Below are 18,373 nucleotides of genomic sequence, written 5' to 3' on the forward strand. Positions count from 1 at the left end.
GCGCAGCCAATTGGCACATCGACATATTAGCACATTGGCGTATGATTTAAAATCTAAAATCTCTTTGCCCTGCGGCTATGGCTTTGAGGTTTCGGATAGCTATTTCCCTGATTTTAGGGTTAGGGATTCGGTCTGTTTCTTTTAGAATCAATTCTAATCCTTTCTGGCGGGTATCTTCGGAAGCATAATCTTCCAGATACTCTTTCAGAGTCATCAGGGCATTCGGTCCGCAACAGTTGGCTATCTGACCGGATTTCACTAATGACATGAAACGGTCGCCTGTCCGTCCTTCCCGGTAACAGGCAGTACAGAAGCTGGGGATATATCCGAGTTCGAGCAACCAGTTGACCACTTCGTCTAATGTCCGGGTATCGCTTACGTCAAATTGCGCGGAATTATGATCGGGTAATTCCGTTTCAGCATATCCGCCTACACTGGTACGTGAGCCGCCGCTGATTTGTGAGATACCCAATTCGAGTACCTTCTTGCGTGATTCTTGTGATTCACGTGTGGAAATAATCATTCCAGTATAAGGAACGGCAATTCGGATAACAGCTACAATCTTACTGAATATCTCATCGGAAATTGAATTCGGAAAATCTCCGGCATTAATGTCATCCGCCGAACAGATACGCGGCACACTGATTGTATGAGGACCTACGCCAAATTTGGCTTCCAGATGTTCGGCATGCATTAACAATCCGATAAAATCATACCGATAAGTATTCAAACCGAAAAGCACACCAATACCTACATCATCGATTCCCCCTTCCATGGCACGGTCCATTGCTTCGGTGTGATAGGCATAATTGCTTTTCGGACCGGTGGGATGAAGTGCTTCGTAGTTGTTCTTGTGATAAGTCTCCTGGAATAAGATATACGTACCGATACCCGCTTCTTTTAATTGGCGATAATTTTCTACTGTAGTAGCTGCGATATTTACGTTTACCCGGCGGATTGCTCCATTTTTATGTTTGATACTGTAAATCGTCTGAATAGATTCAAGAATGTATTCTATCGGATTTAGTGACGGATGCTCACCCGCTTCAAGAGCGAGCCGCTTATGTCCCATGTCCTGCAAAGCAATCACTTCCCTGCGAATTTCCTCCTGCGTCAGTTTCTTGCGTACAATCGTCTTGTTTTTAGCATGATACGGACAATATACGCAACCATTTACGCAATAGTTCGACAAATAAAGCGGTGCGAACATGACGATACGGTTGCCATAAAACTTCTGTTTGATTTCTTTGGCGAGATGAAAGATACGTTCTATCAGGTCAGGTTGGTTACATTCCAGCAGAATAGCCGCTTCCCGGTGCGTCAGTCCCTTGCACAAAGCCGCTTTTTCAATCAGTTGTTCAATCAGGACACGGTTATCCTTATTGTTCTGCGCATATTCCAGCGTATCCAGAATCTCCTCATGATGGATAAACTCTTCTGCTTTTGATGAATCTTTTTGGTATATCATATATTCTCTGTAGTGTACTTAAAGTCGCCTCTTTCGGTAGAAATCTCGTAGCCGATGGTCTTCAATTGCTTTTGTAAGGCAGCCAGCCCTTCGGCAGATTCCGCTCCGAGTGAAGCTTTGTCATTATATAATTCATATTTTCTCCGTTCCTCTCGAGGAGACAAGTTAGGCATAACCACATTCGCACCTGCTAAAATACCCCGTTCCCTGCCATCAGGAATGAGAGTGGCAAGGGCTGTTGTTGCCGGAATCAATGCGAACGGATGCATCAGGCGGAAAATGGATAATAGAAGAATCGTCTGTTCCGCCGTTCCGCTGGGATATTCGGCAAAAGGTGTATCATGATGGGGCAGGAAAGGCCCGATGCCAATCATTTCCGGGCGTAGCTTTTCTATAAACAATAGATCCTCAATGATATGCTCTACTGTTTGTCCCGGACTGCCGACCATGATTCCGGTTCCTGTCTGATAACCGATCTCTTTCAAATCCGCTAAACATTGCAGGCGTCGTTTGCCGGACATTTCCGCTGGATGCAGTTGCCGGTAATGCAACTCATTATAAGTTTCGTGACGTAACAGATAACGGTTGGCTCCGGCACGGAAGAAACGTTCGTATGCCTCACGTGATTTTTCACCGAGTGACAGCGTAATAGCACAATCCGGATACTCCTGTCTGATACGGGCAACAGTCATTTCTATCTGATCGTTTGTTAGTGCAGGATCTTCTCCTCCTTGTAATACAAAGGTGCGGAATCCCAGTTCATAGCCTTGTTTGCAACAGTTCAGTATACTCTCTCGGATTAACCGGTAACGTTCGATATTCGGATTCCCTTTTCGGATACCACAGTAATAACAGTTATTCCGGCAGCAGTTACTGATTTCAATCAGTCCGCGGATATAAATCTTATTTCCGAAGTGGAGGAGTGCGACTTCCTGCGCCTGTTTATTGATGTAACGCAGAATTTCTGCGTCACATCCGGTCAACAGTTGCCGGAACTCTTCCGGTGTCAGTGTTCTTTCCTGCCGTAGTTTATCGATCCATTGTTTCATAGCTCTCTTTCCGTTTGAGTAGCTCTTGTGCCAGTTGGCGACGTCCCGAAACAATGTCGTTATGCGTACTCGGTCCGGTGATACATCCTCCTTCGCATGCCATCACTTCAATAAACTGTCCCGCAGCCTTTCCTGTCTTGGCGCAGGCACGCAGCAGAGCGATATTTTTTTTATTGATGTCCGACACTTGTATCGCATTAATTTTCTCCGCTTCCTCTTTCAGATAAGCTTTGACGGCTCCCATCACACCACCTGCCTGTGCAAATCCATGTGCTTCGCGAACAGACGTATGTAATACAGAGAACTCCTGTACCTGTTCCAGTTCAATACCCAGTCCATCGAGAATTGAACCGATTTCTTCGAACGTCAGAATATAATCCACCGCTTCGTCACGACGTACTTCTTTTCGTTTAGCTACACAAGGACCGACAAATACAACCTTAGCATCCGGATGCTTCTCTTTGGCAATCCGTGCAGCGTAGTACATCGGTGATCCGGTGGTAGAAACATAAGGTTTCATATCCGGAATATGTTTCTCTACCAGTTCGATATAAGAAGGGCAACAGGAAGTAGTCATAAACTTCTGTCCCTCTTCCAGTTTCTCCAGTAACTCGTGTGCTTCATTACTGGTGGTTGCCATAGCACCTTCGGCCACTTCGATCACATCAGTAAATCCAATTTCCTTGAAAGCACCGTACACTTGTCCGATAGAAGTTTTAAACTGTCCCAAAATAGACGGGGCGATGATGGCGACCATCTTTTCCCCTTTACGGATGCGCTGCAATACATCGAATGTTTGTGAGATTTCGAAGATAGCCCCGAACGGACAAGCATTCATGCATTTTCCACAGTAGATACACTTGCTTTCATCAATGTGCTCTATGCCGTGTTCATCTTTGCTGATAGCTTTTACCGGACAAGACTCTTCACAAGGTACGGGAATATATACAATAGCGTGATAAGGACAACTCTTGTGACAAATACCGCAACTGACACATGTGTCATGGTCAATCATTGCCTGACCGTTTTTCTTGAAACGTATCGCATCTTTAGGGCAGTTCATGTAACAACTACGTGCCACGCATCCGCGACAAAGGTTGGTTATTTCATAATTGATCTGTACACAGGAAGAACAGGCCTCGTCGATGACGCACATGATATTTTCCTTGTCTGGTTCGGGACGACTCAATGCCAATCGTGCATATTCGGAAAGTGGGGTAACTTCGTCGTGTTCGTCTGTCATATCCAGTCCCATCAGAGGAAAAGTCTTGTATCTCCACACTGCGCGTTCTTTATGTACGCAACACCGTCCTAGGGGTTTCGATTTTCGTGGACTCAACTCAATCGGAAGCCGGTCTATCTTTTCCACTAATTCGTCGTTTTTCCAGAGTCTAACAAGGTCTGCCAGCAGTTTATGCCGGACAATCATAATATTATTCGTAAATGCCATATTGTAATAAAGAGGTTGTTAGTTAGTTGGTGCAAAGATACGAACAGAATTTCAATATTTAAGTTTTTTGAAACATTCTTGTAACTTTTTTGTAGCCCTCGCGTGTTATCTTTGTAGTGGACAAAAAATAAGAGGAGGCAGAGTTATGAATAGCAGTATTTTTGAACAGCGCAGTCGTTTTGCCATGATTGGTGCATTGATGGTTATTATCAGCCTGATGTTTTTATTCTACATGGGAAGTTCTTTGGTAAGCTCTACCAAAAAATACTTGGAGCAGATACATGAGATAGAGATCACTTGTATCGACACAGACGAATAAAAACAAGCAACCGAAAGGTAGGATAATCCGGAGGAATTCGTATTTTTGCCGGGAGAAAAACAAATCTTATGGAAGAGAAGAATAAAGCCTGGAAAACGGTAAGTAGCAAATATCTATTTCGCCGTCCATGGCTGACTGTGCGTTGCGAAGATATGTTACTTCCCAATGGGAATCATATCCCCGAGTATTATATCCTTGAGTATCCCGACTGGGTAAATACCATTGCCATTACCAAAGATGGTCAATTCGTTTTTGTCCGCCAGTACCGTCCGGGAATCGAACGAACTTGTTATGAACTCTGTGCCGGTGTCTGCGAGAAGGAAGATGCTTCGCCGTTGGTGTCCGCCCAGCGTGAATTGTGGGAAGAAACGGGCTACGGAAAAGGAAACTGGCAAGAGTATATGGTGATTTCCGCTAATCCGAGCACTCATACCAATCTGACTTACTGCTTTCTTGCCACAGACGTGGAACTGATAGACCATCAGCATCTGGAAGCTACTGAAGATATCACCGTCCATCTGCTCACATTGGAAGAGGTGAGAAGTCTGCTCGATAAGAACGAAATTATGCAAGCGCTGAATGCTGCTCCATTATGGAAATATATCGCAAATCTGTAATTGTGTTTGGAATTCTGTAGAGAAACAATAACTTTGGAGAAAATTTAAATCATCTTATTATGAAAACAGTTTTATGGAGTATGCTTTGTTTGTTTCTCTCCGGATGGGGAAGTATGCAAGCGGTATTAGCACAGGACTTGAAAGAGATGGAAAAGAACTTGTCCGCCATCAACGAGGAATTGAGTCAAAAGACAAAAGAATATAGTTGGCAGCTTGCAGCTGCTTACGCAGATTATTGTGAAGCAAACAATAAATATATAAGTTGGAATGATTTGCCTTATCTGCAACAGGTTGTCGAATATGAGCGTCCTGCTTCTTTGGAGACTTATCGTCTGGAACATAAAGCCAGTAAAGAGGAACTGGATAAGTTTTTAAATACATACAAAGAATATAAAGATCTGGTGAAGAAGCAAAAGGAAGCGGTAACCAAGGAAGAGAAAGATGCTGTATCAACAGCCTTTTCCGCATTCTGGAAAAAGTTGAGAAGTGAAGAGAATGCTTATAAAGATTTGTACTATGCCGAACGAAAGGCTGTCTGCAAATATAGATCGGAAGCTTTGCGATATGCGATTGCCTATTATAAAGAAAAGAAGCAGGAGATTCCGACTTCTTATATAAAATATACTGAACGGTCTTATTTATTGCAGAAAGGTTCTGCCTTGGAGTTATTACAAAAAGAAATAAGTGCATTGGAAAGTGTACAGAGAGAGATAATTCAGAATATAACGAGGGCAAAGTATGGGTTGAGTGAAACCGGAGAAAATAAAAGAAAGAAGATATTTGATTGATAAGAGATCATCTGGGATAAAGAAATCCCTTTTTATAATTGGAGGTCTGGACTGAAGAGTTCGGACCTCTTTGTTTTCTCTCTCAAGTACGTATAGGTAAGTTTCTTTTCATCCTATGCCAACTTCTTTTGCATAGGGAGAAAACTTGTTTAGAGTATAAGATAAACTATAACCACAAGTTCTGATTATATAACTGAAACTTTTGATTACATAACTGAAAGTTGCAGTTTTATAACCGGAACTTGCAGTTATAGTTTGGGATAAGGGAAAAGCAACTTTTCCCAAGGAAGAAAGTAAGTTTCCTCCTTATAGAGAATATGTTTTCTAACCATATTTCATAAGATAGATAATAAGAATCAGGGAATGGCGATGCTGATTTGTTCAACGGTTATTCCAATACAAAAATAATAGTTTCATTTACGGGGGCCCAGTCATAGATAAACTTGGCATGGGAAGTTGCATTCCGCACGCACATGTGTGAGCGTGGAGTAGTTCCCAACGACGGACTATATTCTATCTGCGTCTTGCGGGGAGCATTGACCGGTACTCCGTGAATATAGGCCCCGTCCGTGAAACGACTCGCATAAGGAGCATAACCTCCCGTTTCTTTCGAGCCGTCTTTTAGAAATACCATTTTCACTTTCTTTTCTTGTAAAACAAACATTCCTAAAGGAGTTTCCTGTGCATACGGGGGCAGATGACGTCCCGTAGTGGAAGGATTCATACTGCGAACCACCCATTGCCCTTTTCCGCTACGTTCAAGAGAAGCGATATTCTGATTGTGGCGGTCTACGAAAACAGCTTTGTTAAAAACAATCGTATCTCCGATTACTTTGACATATTTTTTAGGAATCATCCATTCATCTCCGGTAAACATTGGCTCTGCTTTTATGAATTTCTCTCCATCTTCGATAAAACGGGTTAATTCCCCATCCTGTCCGTAACGTTCGGGTACTAATGTGTCAGTCAATAGATAAAGCGGAACGGATTGGTAACGTTCTATGCCAAGAGTATCTGCCACTCGTCCGTAAGCGTTTCTTTTGAAACTTCTCACAAGTGGTGCTTCTCCATTTCTGTTTTTGTAATTCTGGAGAATGGCCCAGGTGGAAGGCTGCAACTGTATATTTTCGAGTAATGCCAGCCGTTCTTTGATTTTATCCCACTGAAACTGCCGGGTAGTGTCTTTATAAGGATAGGTATCTTCCAATGTGTATTGGTCATACAATAAATCTTTGGAGATTTCTATCTGCTCTGCCGTGAGTTTTTTATTAACAGGTTTAACCTCGGGTTGAACTATTGTATCCTGTGACAGCGAGTCTGTTTGTTGTTCGTGTACAGGAGAAATCTCTCCTGTACGCGAAGTGCAGGAGTAGAAGACGCAAGAGGCGATGATGAGGCCGGATGCTATTCCATTCATATTATTTATACAGTGCATTTGATGGTTCGTTTACGAATATACGTCATTATAAGGAATAATCCTTTTGTTTTGTTTAAAAAGTAGGTGACAAATATACTTTTTTGCCATACAATGCAAGTTGTCAGTCATTTTGTCAGTCTATTTCTGACAAAGAATCATTTATTTACTTTGGCACGCTTTTCGCAATAACTTTAGCGTTCCGCCTGAAAAATGGCGGGTAACATCTACTATTAAATGTATAACTAAAATATAACAAGTAACTATGAACATTAAACCATTAGCAGACAGAGTGCTTATCCTCCCTGCACCTGCAGAAGAAAAAACAATTGGTGGTATCATTATCCCTGATACAGCAAAAGAAAAACCTTTGAAGGGTGAAGTTGTGGCAATAGGTCACGGTACGAAAGACGAAGAAATGGTATTGAAAGTAGGCGATACAGTTCTTTATGGTAAATATGCCGGAACAGAACTTGACGTTGAAGGTACTAAATATCTGATTATGCGTCAGAGCGATGTTCTCGCTGTTTTGGGTTAATTAATAATAGTAAATAGTAAATCTTTAAATAGTAAATAAAGAGATGGCAAAAGAAATATTATTCAATATCGATGCCCGTGACCAATTGAAAAAAGGTGTCGATGCTTTGGCAAATGCAGTAAAAGTAACTCTGGGCCCGAAAGGACGTAACGTTATCATTGAGAAGAAATTCGGTGCTCCGCACATCACAAAAGACGGTGTGACAGTAGCAAAAGAAATCGAATTGGCAGATGCTTACCAGAACACTGGTGCACAGTTGGTAAAAGAAGTTGCTTCTAAGACAGGTGACGATGCCGGTGACGGTACAACTACTGCAACCGTTCTTGCACAAGCTATCGTAGCTGAAGGTTTGAAGAACGTAACTGCCGGTGCTAGCCCGATGGATATCAAACGTGGTATCGACAAGGCCGTTGCCAAAGTGGTAGAATCAATCAAGGATCAGGCTGAAACTGTAGGTGACAACTATGACAAGATCGAACAGGTTGCCACTGTATCTGCAAACAATGATCCGGTAATCGGTAAATTGATTGCTGACGCTATGCGTAAAGTTTCTAAAGACGGTGTGATTACTATCGAAGAAGCAAAAGGAACAGACACTACTATCGGTGTAGTAGAAGGTATGCAGTTCGACCGTGGTTATTTGTCTGCTTACTTCGTGACAAATACGGAAAAGATGGAATGTGAGATGGAGAAACCTTACATCCTGATCTATGACAAGAAGATTTCTAACCTGAAAGATTTCTTGCCTATCCTCGAACCTGCTGTACAGACTGGTCGTCCTCTGTTGGTAATTGCAGAAGATGTAGATAGCGAAGCGTTGACTACATTGGTAGTAAACCGTCTGCGTTCTCAATTGAAGATCTGTGCTGTGAAAGCTCCGGGCTTCGGTGACCGTCGTAAAGAAATGCTGGAAGATATCGCTATCCTGACAGGTGGTGTTGTTATCAGCGAAGAAAAAGGTTTGAAACTGGAACAGGCTACCATCGAAATGTTGGGTACTGCTGACAAAGTTACAGTTACTAAAGACTATACAACTGTTGTAAACGGTGCAGGTAACAAAGATAGCATCAAGGAACGTTGCGAACAGATCAAAGCACAAATTGTAGCAACTAAGTCTGACTATGACCGTGAGAAATTGCAGGAACGTCTGGCTAAATTGTCAGGTGGTGTAGCTGTTCTCTATGTAGGTGCTGCTTCTGAAGTAGAAATGAAAGAAAAGAAAGACCGTGTGGACGATGCTTTGCGTGCAACTCGTGCTGCTATCGAAGAAGGTATCATCCCGGGTGGTGGTGTAGCTTATATCCGTGCTATTGATTCTTTGGAAGGAATGAAGGGTGATAATGCCGATGAAACAACTGGTATTGGTATCATCAAACGCGCCATCGAAGAACCGCTTCGCGAGATTGTTGCTAACGCTGGTAAAGAAGGTGCAGTAGTTGTTCAGAAAGTACGTGAAGGTAAAGGTGATTTCGGTTACAATGCCCGCACGGACGTTTACGAAAACTTGCACGCTGCCGGTGTAGTAGATCCTGCTAAGGTTGCTCGTGTAGCTTTGGAAAATGCAGCTTCTATCGCTGGTATGTTCCTGACTACTGAATGTGTAATTGTAGAAAAGAAGGAAGATAAGCCAGAAATGCCGATGGGCGCTCCCGGAATGGGAGGCATGGGCGGAATGATGTAATTCCGGCTTTCGCTGAATGAATATGAAAACGAGGGTGTCCGAAAAGGGTACCCTCGTTCTTTTTATTATCAATCTATTCTGCAAATTGATCTTTTCAAAACATCCTTGCTTTATATTTTGTTTGGTCAACGTATTCTTAGTAATGAGAATACTTCGTATATTTAGAATCAAATTTATTAATAAAAGTGAGATGTTGAAAGTATTAACATTTATGAAGCAGGTAGCTAACGGGCTACAGGTGGAGGGAAACTTCGGTACTGCGCACGTCTATCGTAGCAGTCTGAATGCCATCATTGCTTATAGTGGGAAAGTGGACTTCACCTTTGATGAAGTGAGTCCGGAGTGGTTAAAGGGATTTGAAGTATATCTTCGCAGTCGTGGTTGCAGTTGGAACACCGTTTCCACTTATTTGCGCACGTTTCGTGCGGTTTACAATCGTGCCGTTGATCTTCGGAAAGCTTCTTATGTACCTCATCTGTTCCGTTCTGTTTATACCGGTACTCGTGCCGACCATAAACGTGCATTGGGCGATGAAGATATGAAAAAGGTATTTGCAAAATTGTCTCGTACGTCCGGTGTGCCATTAGCGGTATATCAGGCGCAAGAGTTATTTATTCTGATGTTTTCGCTTCGTGGTATGCCATTTGTGGATCTCGCTTATTTGCGTAAGAGTGATTTGCGTGATAACGTAATAACGTATCGCAGACGTAAGACAGGACGGCCATTGTCAGTGACATTGACTCCCGAAGCGATGATCCTGGTGAAGAAGTATATGAATCGTGATCCTTCTTCTCCTTATTTGTTTCCATTGTTGAAAAGCCGTGAAGGAACCAAAGAGGCGTATCGCGAATATCAGTTGGCATTGCGCAGCTTTAACCAACAGTTGATGTTGCTAGGTGAATTATTGGGATTATCCGATAAGTTGAGCTCGTACACCGCCCGCCATACCTGGGCTACGACAGCTTATTATTGTGAAATCCATCCGGGCATTATCTCCGAAGCGATGGGACATTCGTCTATCACCGTCACTGAAACCTATCTGAAACCTTTCCGAAGTAAGAAAATTGATGAAGCAAATAAACAAGTTCTTGACTTCGTGAAACGCTCTGTTGTAGGTGTAAGCGCTTGAAAATTACTCTGTTACTTTGTAGGTAACGGGAATGAATATCGGTGCAAATATGAGCATATTTCTTAAAACAACCAAACGAAATCATACATTTTTTCTAATAAACTACTCAAAACAGGAATTAATCAAATAAAACACGCGGATTCTTTGTATTAGGGCTTTGCTAACTTCTAAATTTTTGCAAAAGATCTCCTTCCCTCTACTGCCTTTCAGAAGCAGGGGTAAAAAAGTTTCATTACTTATCGTATCATTTTTCAGTATTGACTACTCCCGAAGAGCAGGCACAAAGGTTTTCCCGTTACCTACAAAGTAACGGGCAGTCTATTATTGAAACTTAGTGTTTAATAATATATTATTAATGTAATTTTTAAGTAGTTATGAAAAGAAAATTTGTAAAAGTGATGTTCTTCGGAGCGCTGGCACTTTCTACTGTCACCTATGTAGGCTGTAAAGACTATGATGATGACATCGACAATCTGCAAACACAGATTGACGCAAACAAAGCTAGTATAGCCGAGTTGCAGAATTTTGTGAAAGAAGGTAAATGGGTTACCAATGTTGAACAAATTACCGATGGATTTAAGATAACTTTTAATGATAATAAAAGTTATTCTATTACAAGCGGTAAGGATGCTACACCAACGACTATTAAGATTGATCCGGTAACAAAGAACTGGATTGTCAATGATAATGATCTTGGTATTTGTGCAGAAGGAAAGAAAGGTGCTGATGGCAAACCGGGCGCTGCAGGATCTCCGGGTGGTAAAGGAGAAGACGGATATGCACCTCAAATTTCAGAAAATGGATTCTGGATGGTTTGGGATGCTGAAACTAAAAAACCTGTAGAGACAAAAATTAAAGCTGCTACTGATATTTATGTAGCTGCTGATGCTAGTAATCCATTGGTTTGGATATTGAATATTTTCAATAAGGAGACTAAAGAATGGGAAACGGTTTCTATGCCGAAATCGGCTCGTATCACTAGTATGAGTGTGCTTGGTATAAAAGGCGATGGTTCTGTTGATGTTGGTTCTACAGAGGCTGAAACTACTTTATATTATAGCATAGCTGGCAAAGATATTGTGTTTAATGGAAACAAAACTTTCAAGAAGAAAGGGGATTTGCTTGTTGCTAGAGGTGGCAGCAAGATTCATGCATTGATTAATCCTGTAAACTTGAAGGCAGCAGATATTCAAGCTTATGAAATAGGCTTGACGGACTCTAAGGGTAATACTAATTTTGCTGTTGCAAATATAGCAGATAATTTTAGTATAGATGCTTTGACTCGTGCAGCGGATCCGGAAAAAGAGCCTACAGCAAATAAAGGTGTATACGATTTGACTCTGAAGTTTGTAGACGGATTGACTAAGGACGAATTGACAGCTTTGGAAAGTGCTGAAACTGCTTATGCGCTTACAACAAAAGATGCATGGGGTAATGAAATCATTTCCCAGTATGGTGTGAAAATTAAGGCTAGCAGCCAAAATATACCGGATGTTAATTTTACTGCTCCTGAACCTATGCCTTACCAAACTACCTATAATTTGGATGAATTGTTTGGTAGTGAATTGGATAAGGTGGTAGCTTATTATTATGAGGTAACTGATGAAGAAGCTAAAAAAGCTGATGCAAAATTTGATAAAGAGAAGAATACAATTCTAGCAAATAAGGAGGGTCAGGTGAAAGTTAAGATTCACTGTCTTCTTGTTGATGGAAGTACTCAAGATCCTGAAGTTGAATTGACGTTTACTTATGTGTCTAAGAAAGCTGAAATCAAAGATATGACTTGGGTCGTAGATGCTAGCAATAAGACAGCTACTTCTGAAATAGTAGGTCCTTCAGTAGATGAGATTAAAGGACAAATTAAACTGTCAGACCCAATAGTTGCGACTATTGCTTATACTGATGATAAGGCAATGATCAATGGAAAGGTGGTTCAGTCTTATATGGATGGTAGTATTCAGTTAAAATTGGTAGGTCTGGATAAAGACGGAAAGCCTGTATCAGGAACAAGTGAAGCTGATATAGCTAAAATTACTAAATTTGTAATCCAAGCTACATTTGACGAAAAAAATGTGGCTGCCGTATCTCATACTGCTACAGTTAAATTCAAAAATAAGGATTCCCAAGCAGGTTTGGGTAATGACTTTTTGTATGAAACTACATTCAAGATTACTGTAGATCAGCAGAATGATAAATTGTTCACATTTAAACGTGCAACTGCTTACTTTGATGGTGATAATGCCAAGGCTTATGGTACAGTACCGACTACTGCAGTTCTTGCTGCTACTGCTGATACAAAGATTGGCTTCGATCTTTACACCCTATATAAAGAAGGTTCTATATCAGCGGATAAACAGAATAATATTACATTCACTGAAGAGAAACCTTCTAGAGTGGTAAGTGGTAAAAAGCAGTTTGCTCCTGCATGGTTGGATGAGACTCTCCCACAACCAACAAAGAATTCAAAAATTAAAGTTTTCCCTTATGTTTCTAAGCCAGCAACTGATGAAAATTGGGGTGGTGCTTATACTGGTCGTTATATTACTGTGTCTTATGCACCATTCGGAAATTCTCGTTTGAAAGCTATTACTGATAGATTCAATTTGACAATACTATCAGAAATCTTTGAAGGTACTTTCGAATATACCAAAGAAGTAGATAAGAAAATTATAGGAACAGAAGCAAATCCGCTCATAATCGAAGGAAATACTGTAGAAATATCAGCTAAAGATTTCAAGAGAATAGATGCTCGTGGTAATTCCTATGAATTCAGCGATAACAGAATAGAGTCTGTTTCAGTTGTATTAGCAGATGATGACGCTACAACTTATTTGGCGAAGAACGATGGTAATCTTACTGATGATCCAAAGAAAGTTGTTATATCTAAGAAGGAGGGTGCCGTAATCCTAACTCCTCCTACTTGTAAAGTAAATGTTAATATTCTTGATAAGTGGGGCAGAACTAAATCTGTATCAATCTACGTAAAAGTAAATAAGTAATCAGGATTAAAGGATTTGTAATTGAGGGCATCCTAATTCTTCTTAGACTTAAGATGCCTTCTCTTTACAAGTTGTAATATAGGATAATAAATCCTTTAAAAAGAAATATGCTAAGAGATAGACTGAAAATTATGCTTGTGAAAGTATGTTTTCTCAAATGTTTGTCTCTTGGAAGGGATACCTCCCTTATTTCCCACAGGTATCCCTTTTTTTTGTCTCATTACATCTTCTTATTTGCACTAGAACCAATTTGCTAGTCCCTTATTTCCCTATAGATTAAGGAGATGTTTTGAGAGTATAGAAAGCCCGGGCTTGTGAAAGTCCGGGCTTTTCGTGCTCTTTTGTCTTTGGAACATCTTAGCTATTTCCTTTGTTTGTTCATGCGGGGTATTTCCATTGATGGGATAATACTCGTATATTTATCGTCTAAATTATTAATAAATTATGAGATGTTGAAAGTACTAGCATTTATGAAGCAGGTAGCCACTGGGTTACAGATGGAGGGAAACTTTGGGACTGCACATGTCTATCGTAGTAGTCTGAATGCCATCATTGCTTATCGTGGGAAAAATGATTTTGTTTTTAGTGAAGTGACTTCGGAGTGGTTGAAAGGGTTCGAAGTATATCTTCGCAGTCGTGGATGTAGTTGGAACACCGTTTCCACCTATTTACGGACCTTTCGTGCGGTTTACAATCGTGCGGTCGATCTTCAGAAGGCTCCTTATGTTCCTCATTTATTTCGTTCTGTTTATACCGGAACGCGGGCTGACCATAAACGTGCGTTGGGTGATGACGATATGAAGAAGGTGTTTACTAAATTATCTCGTGCATCGGGTGTACCATTAGCGGTATATCAGGCGCAGGAGCTATTCATCCTGATGTTTTCGCTTCGTGGTATGCCGTTTGTCGATCTTGCTTATTTGCGTAAGAGTGATTTGCGCGGTAATGTAATAACGTATCGCAGACGTAAAACCGGGCGACCATTGTCGGTGACATTGACTCCGGAAGCAATGGCTTTGGTAAAGAAATACATGAATCGTGATTCTTCTTCTCCTTATTTATTTCCATTGTTGAGAAGTCGGGAAGGAACTAAAGAAGCCTATCGCGAATATCAGCTTGCATTACGTAGTTTTAACCAACAGCTGATGTTATTGGGTGAATTGCTCGGATTGGGAGATAAACTTAGTTCATACACTGCCCGTCATACCTGGGCTACGACGGCTTATTATTGTGAAATCCATCCGGGTATTATTTCCGAAGCGATGGGACATTCGTCTATCACCGTCACTGAAACTTATCTGAAGCCTTTCAGGAATAAGAAAATTGATGAAGCAAATAAGCAAGTTCTCGATTTTGTAAAGCGTTCAGTGACAGGTGTAAGTGCTTGAAAATTATTCTGTTACTCTGTAGGTAACGGGAATGAATATCGGTGCAAATATGAGCATATTTCTTAAAACAACCAAACGAAATCACACATTTTTTCTAATAAAGCATTCAAAAGTAGAACTAGGACAAATAAAACACGCGGATTCTTTGTATTAGGGCTTTGTTAACTTCTAAATTTTGCAAAAGATTTCCTTCCCCTCTACTGCCTTTCAGAAGCAGGGGTAAAAAAAATTCATCACATTTGGTATCATTTTTCAGTATCGACTACTCCAGAAGAGCAGGCACAAAGGTTTCTCTGTTACCTACAGAGTAACGGGTTGTGCTATTATTGAAACTTAGTGTTTAATAATATATTATTAATGTAATTTTTAAGTAGTTATGAAAAGAAAATTTGTAAAAGTGATGTTCTTCGGGGCGTTGGCGCTTTCTACTGTCACCTATGTAGGTTGTAAGGACTATGATGATGACATAAAAAGTGTACAGGAACAAATTGACCAGATCAAGTCAAACAATCCTGTAAGCGTGGGAGACATGCAAACTGCCATTAATGTGGCTAAAAGTGCTTTGGAAAGTCAGTTGGCTGATTTAAAGACAAAATTGGAGAATAAGGATTCTCAAATTAAAGATTTGGGTCTGAAAATTACTGATTTGGAGGACAAATTGTCAAAGACTGCTGATAAGGCAACGGTCGACCAGCTGACAAAAGACTTGGCAACAGCTAAGAATGATTTAGAAGCACTGAAGAAACTTCAAAAGTCTGATATTGATGGTTTGACAGCAAGAATTGTAAAGCTGGAAGCCCTTAAAGAGGAATTGGATGGTTTAAAAGTCAATTTCGCTACAAAAGAAGAGCTGAAGAACTACGTTGAATCTGCAAAACTGTCAGGACTTATCAGTGATGAAATTGCCACAGCTTTGGGAGAAGATGGGGAGATTGCCGCTGCAATAAATGATGCTATTCAAACAAAGGTTCTTGCAGACTTTGGCAGTATGAAGGAAGTTGCTGCTCTTGCCGGAGAGGATGCAACTGTAGCAGATGTTATTAAAGAATTGTATGCTGCTATTAATGCTGATAAAACTGGTATCCTTGCTAAACTGACTGCGCTGGAATACTATCAAACAGCATTGGAAGATAAAGCGGTAGAAAATGGTTTCGAGAGTGTAGAAGCCGTTATTGCAGAGGTGAAATCTCTTAAAACGACTCTTTCCGGTCTTTATGCAAGCGCAGAATTCAGTGAAAAAGTCAAGGCGATTGTTTCAGCAGAACTGACGACTGTAAATAGCCGTATAGATACGTTAGAAGATGACCTTGCAAAACTGGGTGTTGCTATTAAAGGTATGATTCAGAGTGTAGTATATATTCCTACAAGCATAGATCGTAGCGTAGATTTCTATACTTTGTATGCTAAGAAAACTTCAACCTCATCTTCTTATGTTGTTGCAGCGAAGAGTGCAGATGCAAAAGAATTGCAATTCCGTATTTCTCCGGCTTCTGCTGCTATGACATTGGAGGATTTCAATAAAAACTACGAAATCAAGTTAAATGCTGAAGAACGTAACTGGACTCGTGCTGCTGAACCGTTTGCCGTAGAAGTGAAGAACTGTGAAGCTGGTGTTCTTACAGTATCATTAACAACTTCAAGCGAAAAGAGCCATGCGATATCTTTGAATATTGTAAGTACAAAAGATGCGGAAGGTAAAGAAGGATTGACTCCGACAAATGTTAATTCTGATTATATCGCAGTGATACAGTCTAGTTATTATCTGAAGACTGCTTATTATGAGGTAGCAACAGAGAAAGCAGGCGAGATTATCTATGATGCTCCCCAACCGGTTGATTATTCAGGAGTTGGAACTTTGACGGTTTCATATACAACAACTGCAAGTGGAAGCACAGCATTTACAAAAACATTAGAAGAACTGAATGTAGAGAATATCTTTGCGACGACTTATAGCTTGACTGGAACAGATGCAAATCTATTTGAAGTTTCTACTGCAGGTAGCGTTAGTCTAAAAACATCCGGTCTGATTGCTTCTTTGGATAAAACTGCTAATGTTATGGCTAAAGTAACGGCTCCAGGTTTCTATTTGGAAACTAGTTCTGATAATCCTAAAAAGTTAGGAACTGTAAAAGTAACACGTACTATTGATGAACTTACACATGCGTATGCTTTGGTAGAACGTGACTGGACTAATGAAACAGCAGTTGCTGCAGAGGAGAGAGTAGTTCTAAATGTTGCTGACATTTATAACGATCCGGCTGTGAATATCCGCCCATCAGCTTATGAAAGTTTGAGTTTGGTTGAACTTCTTCCTACAACAGGTATACGCTTAGAAAATGGTGCAAATAATGCCTTGACTTTAATCATTCCTAAAAATACAGCTGCTGGTGATTATACCGCAACAGCTAAGTTCGAAGGAGATGGCTATACGCTTGTTGTAAATGTTCCAGTTAAGATTAAGCCTATCACTTTGGCTAAACTGGCTAGAGTGTCGGAAATGTGGTCTTCAGATCAAACTCGTACAGGCTTTACTCCGACAAAAGATTCTGAGACAGCGGCTACTGCTATTACTTCCGAATTTAAGCTTGCTACTATATTCTCCAACTTTGATGCTGTTAAAGCTGCTGTTTTGGCTAAAGGTGGTACTTTCGTAATTACTACTAACATTACGGAAAATAGCATTGCTGGCGTTAGCTATGATGAAAACGAGGCTAAGTTTACGTTTGATAAAGATCTCTATACTGGTAAGATGACTGTTGGTGGTAAGACTGTACCTGCTGTAGTTAAGTTTACTATTAAAGCTAGCTATAATGGTAAAGTTGAGGATACGATTGAAGGTATTGTTGAAGTGAAAGATATTAGTGGAACTTGGGTTGCTCCGACTGCAACGACTCTTTCTTTATCTGATAAGTCTGTAGAATATAATGTTTCAACAGGTTTTGCTTGGAATGATTTGGCAGGTAAGACTATGTGGAAGGATGGTGCTGTGGTAGCAGGAACAGGAAGCAATGGATTTGCAAATTCAGTTACTAATCCTCTTGATATCTATGGTCTGGCAGCTCCTGTTTTTGAATTCAAAGAAGCAGCTGCGTCAACTTATCTGTCTCTTGATGATGCTACAGGAAAGGTGACCTTTACAGCAGAAGGTAAATCTCACCATTTCTACGAAGCTGTAACTTATACTGTAGAAGTAAAAGCTACATCTAAGTGGGGTACAATTAAGAATTATGAAGGAAAGAATACAATTACAGTAACTATTCCGGCAGAATAAGAAGAAAAATTGGAGAGTTGCTTCAAACCTCTTAATGCTTTATATAAGCAAAGGATTGTATTACAGTTGAAACTACTCCAAATTCAGAATAATAAAACCCTTCTTCACCTTGTGTGAAGAATACGCCGAGAAGAAACAGAGTGAAGGATTTGGCTTGTGAAAGTCAATCCTTCCAATTCTGTTCTTCTTATAGAAAGGGATACCTCCCTTATTTCCCACAGGTATCCCTTTTTTTTATTTCATAACATCTCCTTATTTGCAC

Annotated in this window: 13 protein-coding genes; 9 read left to right on the top strand and 4 right to left on the bottom strand. The window is 40.5% G+C overall.

Going from position 1 to position 18,373, the window contains the following annotated elements; translation table 11 throughout:
- Window positions 1-46: 46 nt before the first annotated feature.
- From hydG to AB5217_RS15290, 3 genes are read right to left on the bottom strand one after another with little or no spacing between them, the layout of a single operon-like run.
- Entirely contained in the window at window positions 47-1,468 is a 1,422-nt protein-coding gene (hydG, locus tag AB5217_RS15280) for a [FeFe] hydrogenase H-cluster radical SAM maturase HydG (protein ID WP_004311777.1), read from the bottom strand.
- Complete coding sequence (gene hydE / locus AB5217_RS15285) at window positions 1,465-2,517, bottom strand: [FeFe] hydrogenase H-cluster radical SAM maturase HydE (RefSeq protein WP_368112681.1); 1,053 nt, start codon at window positions 2,515-2,517, stop codon at window positions 1,465-1,467. The genes hydG and hydE overlap by 4 nt, the downstream gene beginning before the upstream one ends.
- Complete coding sequence (locus AB5217_RS15290; RefSeq protein ID WP_004311775.1) at window positions 2,498-3,967, bottom strand: 4Fe-4S dicluster domain-containing protein; 1,470 nt, start codon at window positions 3,965-3,967, stop codon at window positions 2,498-2,500. The genes hydE and AB5217_RS15290 overlap by 20 nt, the downstream gene beginning before the upstream one ends.
- 145 nt (window positions 3,968-4,112) lie before the next feature.
- Between AB5217_RS15290 and AB5217_RS15295 the strand changes: the two genes are divergently transcribed.
- From AB5217_RS15295 to AB5217_RS15305, 3 genes are all read left to right on the top strand, one after another.
- Window positions 4,113-4,286, top strand: coding sequence for a hypothetical protein (locus AB5217_RS15295; protein WP_004301069.1), 174 nt, complete (start codon window positions 4,113-4,115; stop codon window positions 4,284-4,286).
- A gap of 68 nt (window positions 4,287-4,354) precedes the next feature.
- On the top strand, window positions 4,355-4,903 hold the full coding sequence (locus tag AB5217_RS15300) for an NUDIX hydrolase (protein WP_004301068.1): 549 nt from the start codon (window positions 4,355-4,357) through the stop codon (window positions 4,901-4,903).
- Between the two features lie 59 nt (window positions 4,904-4,962).
- On the top strand, window positions 4,963-5,691 hold the full coding sequence (locus AB5217_RS15305) for a DUF5039 family protein (protein WP_004321648.1): 729 nt from the start codon (window positions 4,963-4,965) through the stop codon (window positions 5,689-5,691).
- Window positions 5,692-6,079: 388 nt separating this feature from the next.
- Here AB5217_RS15305 and AB5217_RS15310 read toward each other — a convergent pair whose 3' ends face one another.
- Window positions 6,080-7,126: a L,D-transpeptidase gene (locus tag AB5217_RS15310; protein WP_004307170.1), complete on the bottom strand. Its 1,047-nt coding sequence runs from the start codon at window positions 7,124-7,126 to the stop codon at window positions 6,080-6,082.
- Window positions 7,127-7,370: 244 nt separating this feature from the next.
- Between AB5217_RS15310 and AB5217_RS15315 the strand changes: the two genes are divergently transcribed.
- From AB5217_RS15315 to AB5217_RS15340, 6 genes are all read left to right on the top strand, one after another.
- The gene (locus AB5217_RS15315) at window positions 7,371-7,643 is read left to right on the top strand and encodes a co-chaperone GroES (RefSeq protein ID WP_004301062.1); all 273 of its coding nucleotides are present in this window, start codon (window positions 7,371-7,373) and stop codon (window positions 7,641-7,643) included.
- A gap of 43 nt (window positions 7,644-7,686) precedes the next feature.
- Window positions 7,687-9,324, top strand: a complete 1,638-nt coding sequence (gene groL / locus AB5217_RS15320) for a chaperonin GroEL (protein WP_004301061.1) — start codon at window positions 7,687-7,689, stop codon at window positions 9,322-9,324.
- 190 nt (window positions 9,325-9,514) lie between these two features.
- A complete protein-coding gene (locus tag AB5217_RS15325) occupies window positions 9,515-10,453 on the top strand; it encodes a tyrosine-type recombinase/integrase (RefSeq protein ID WP_004307167.1) in 939 nt (312 codons plus the stop codon).
- A 374-nt stretch (window positions 10,454-10,827) separates the two neighbouring features.
- Window positions 10,828-13,452, top strand: a complete 2,625-nt coding sequence (locus AB5217_RS15330; protein ID WP_254029045.1) for a PL29 family lyase N-terminal domain-containing protein — start codon at window positions 10,828-10,830, stop codon at window positions 13,450-13,452.
- Between the two features lie 449 nt (window positions 13,453-13,901).
- Complete coding sequence (locus AB5217_RS15335) at window positions 13,902-14,840, top strand: tyrosine-type recombinase/integrase (RefSeq protein ID WP_004311770.1); 939 nt, start codon at window positions 13,902-13,904, stop codon at window positions 14,838-14,840.
- A 376-nt stretch (window positions 14,841-15,216) separates the two neighbouring features.
- Complete coding sequence (locus tag AB5217_RS15340; RefSeq protein ID WP_254029044.1) at window positions 15,217-18,111, top strand: MepB protein; 2,895 nt, start codon at window positions 15,217-15,219, stop codon at window positions 18,109-18,111.
- Window positions 18,112-18,373: the final 262 nt, after the last annotated feature.

The organism is Bacteroides sp. MSSM.1001136sp1_RTP21357st2_D2_RTP21359_211015 (assembly GCF_040913205.1).
Taxonomy (GTDB): domain Bacteria; phylum Bacteroidota; class Bacteroidia; order Bacteroidales; family Bacteroidaceae; genus Bacteroides; species Bacteroides ovatus.

Coding starts and splice junctions, on each gene's coding strand:
- hydG (WP_004311777.1), bottom strand. CDS start 1,468: ATGATATACCAAAAAGATTCATCAAAAGCAGAAGAGTTTATCCATCAT.
- hydE (WP_368112681.1), bottom strand. CDS start 2,517: ATGAAACAATGGATCGATAAACTACGGCAGGAAAGAACACTGACACCG.
- AB5217_RS15290 (WP_004311775.1), bottom strand. CDS start 3,967: ATGGCATTTACGAATAATATTATGATTGTCCGGCATAAACTGCTGGCA.
- AB5217_RS15295 (WP_004301069.1), top strand. CDS start 4,113: ATGAATAGCAGTATTTTTGAACAGCGCAGTCGTTTTGCCATGATTGGT.
- AB5217_RS15300 (WP_004301068.1), top strand. CDS start 4,355: ATGGAAGAGAAGAATAAAGCCTGGAAAACGGTAAGTAGCAAATATCTA.
- AB5217_RS15305 (WP_004321648.1), top strand. CDS start 4,963: ATGAAAACAGTTTTATGGAGTATGCTTTGTTTGTTTCTCTCCGGATGG.
- AB5217_RS15310 (WP_004307170.1), bottom strand. CDS start 7,126: ATGCACTGTATAAATAATATGAATGGAATAGCATCCGGCCTCATCATC.
- AB5217_RS15315 (WP_004301062.1), top strand. CDS start 7,371: ATGAACATTAAACCATTAGCAGACAGAGTGCTTATCCTCCCTGCACCT.
- groL (WP_004301061.1), top strand. CDS start 7,687: ATGGCAAAAGAAATATTATTCAATATCGATGCCCGTGACCAATTGAAA.
- AB5217_RS15325 (WP_004307167.1), top strand. CDS start 9,515: ATGTTGAAAGTATTAACATTTATGAAGCAGGTAGCTAACGGGCTACAG.
- AB5217_RS15330 (WP_254029045.1), top strand. CDS start 10,828: ATGAAAAGAAAATTTGTAAAAGTGATGTTCTTCGGAGCGCTGGCACTT.
- AB5217_RS15335 (WP_004311770.1), top strand. CDS start 13,902: ATGTTGAAAGTACTAGCATTTATGAAGCAGGTAGCCACTGGGTTACAG.
- AB5217_RS15340 (WP_254029044.1), top strand. CDS start 15,217: ATGAAAAGAAAATTTGTAAAAGTGATGTTCTTCGGGGCGTTGGCGCTT.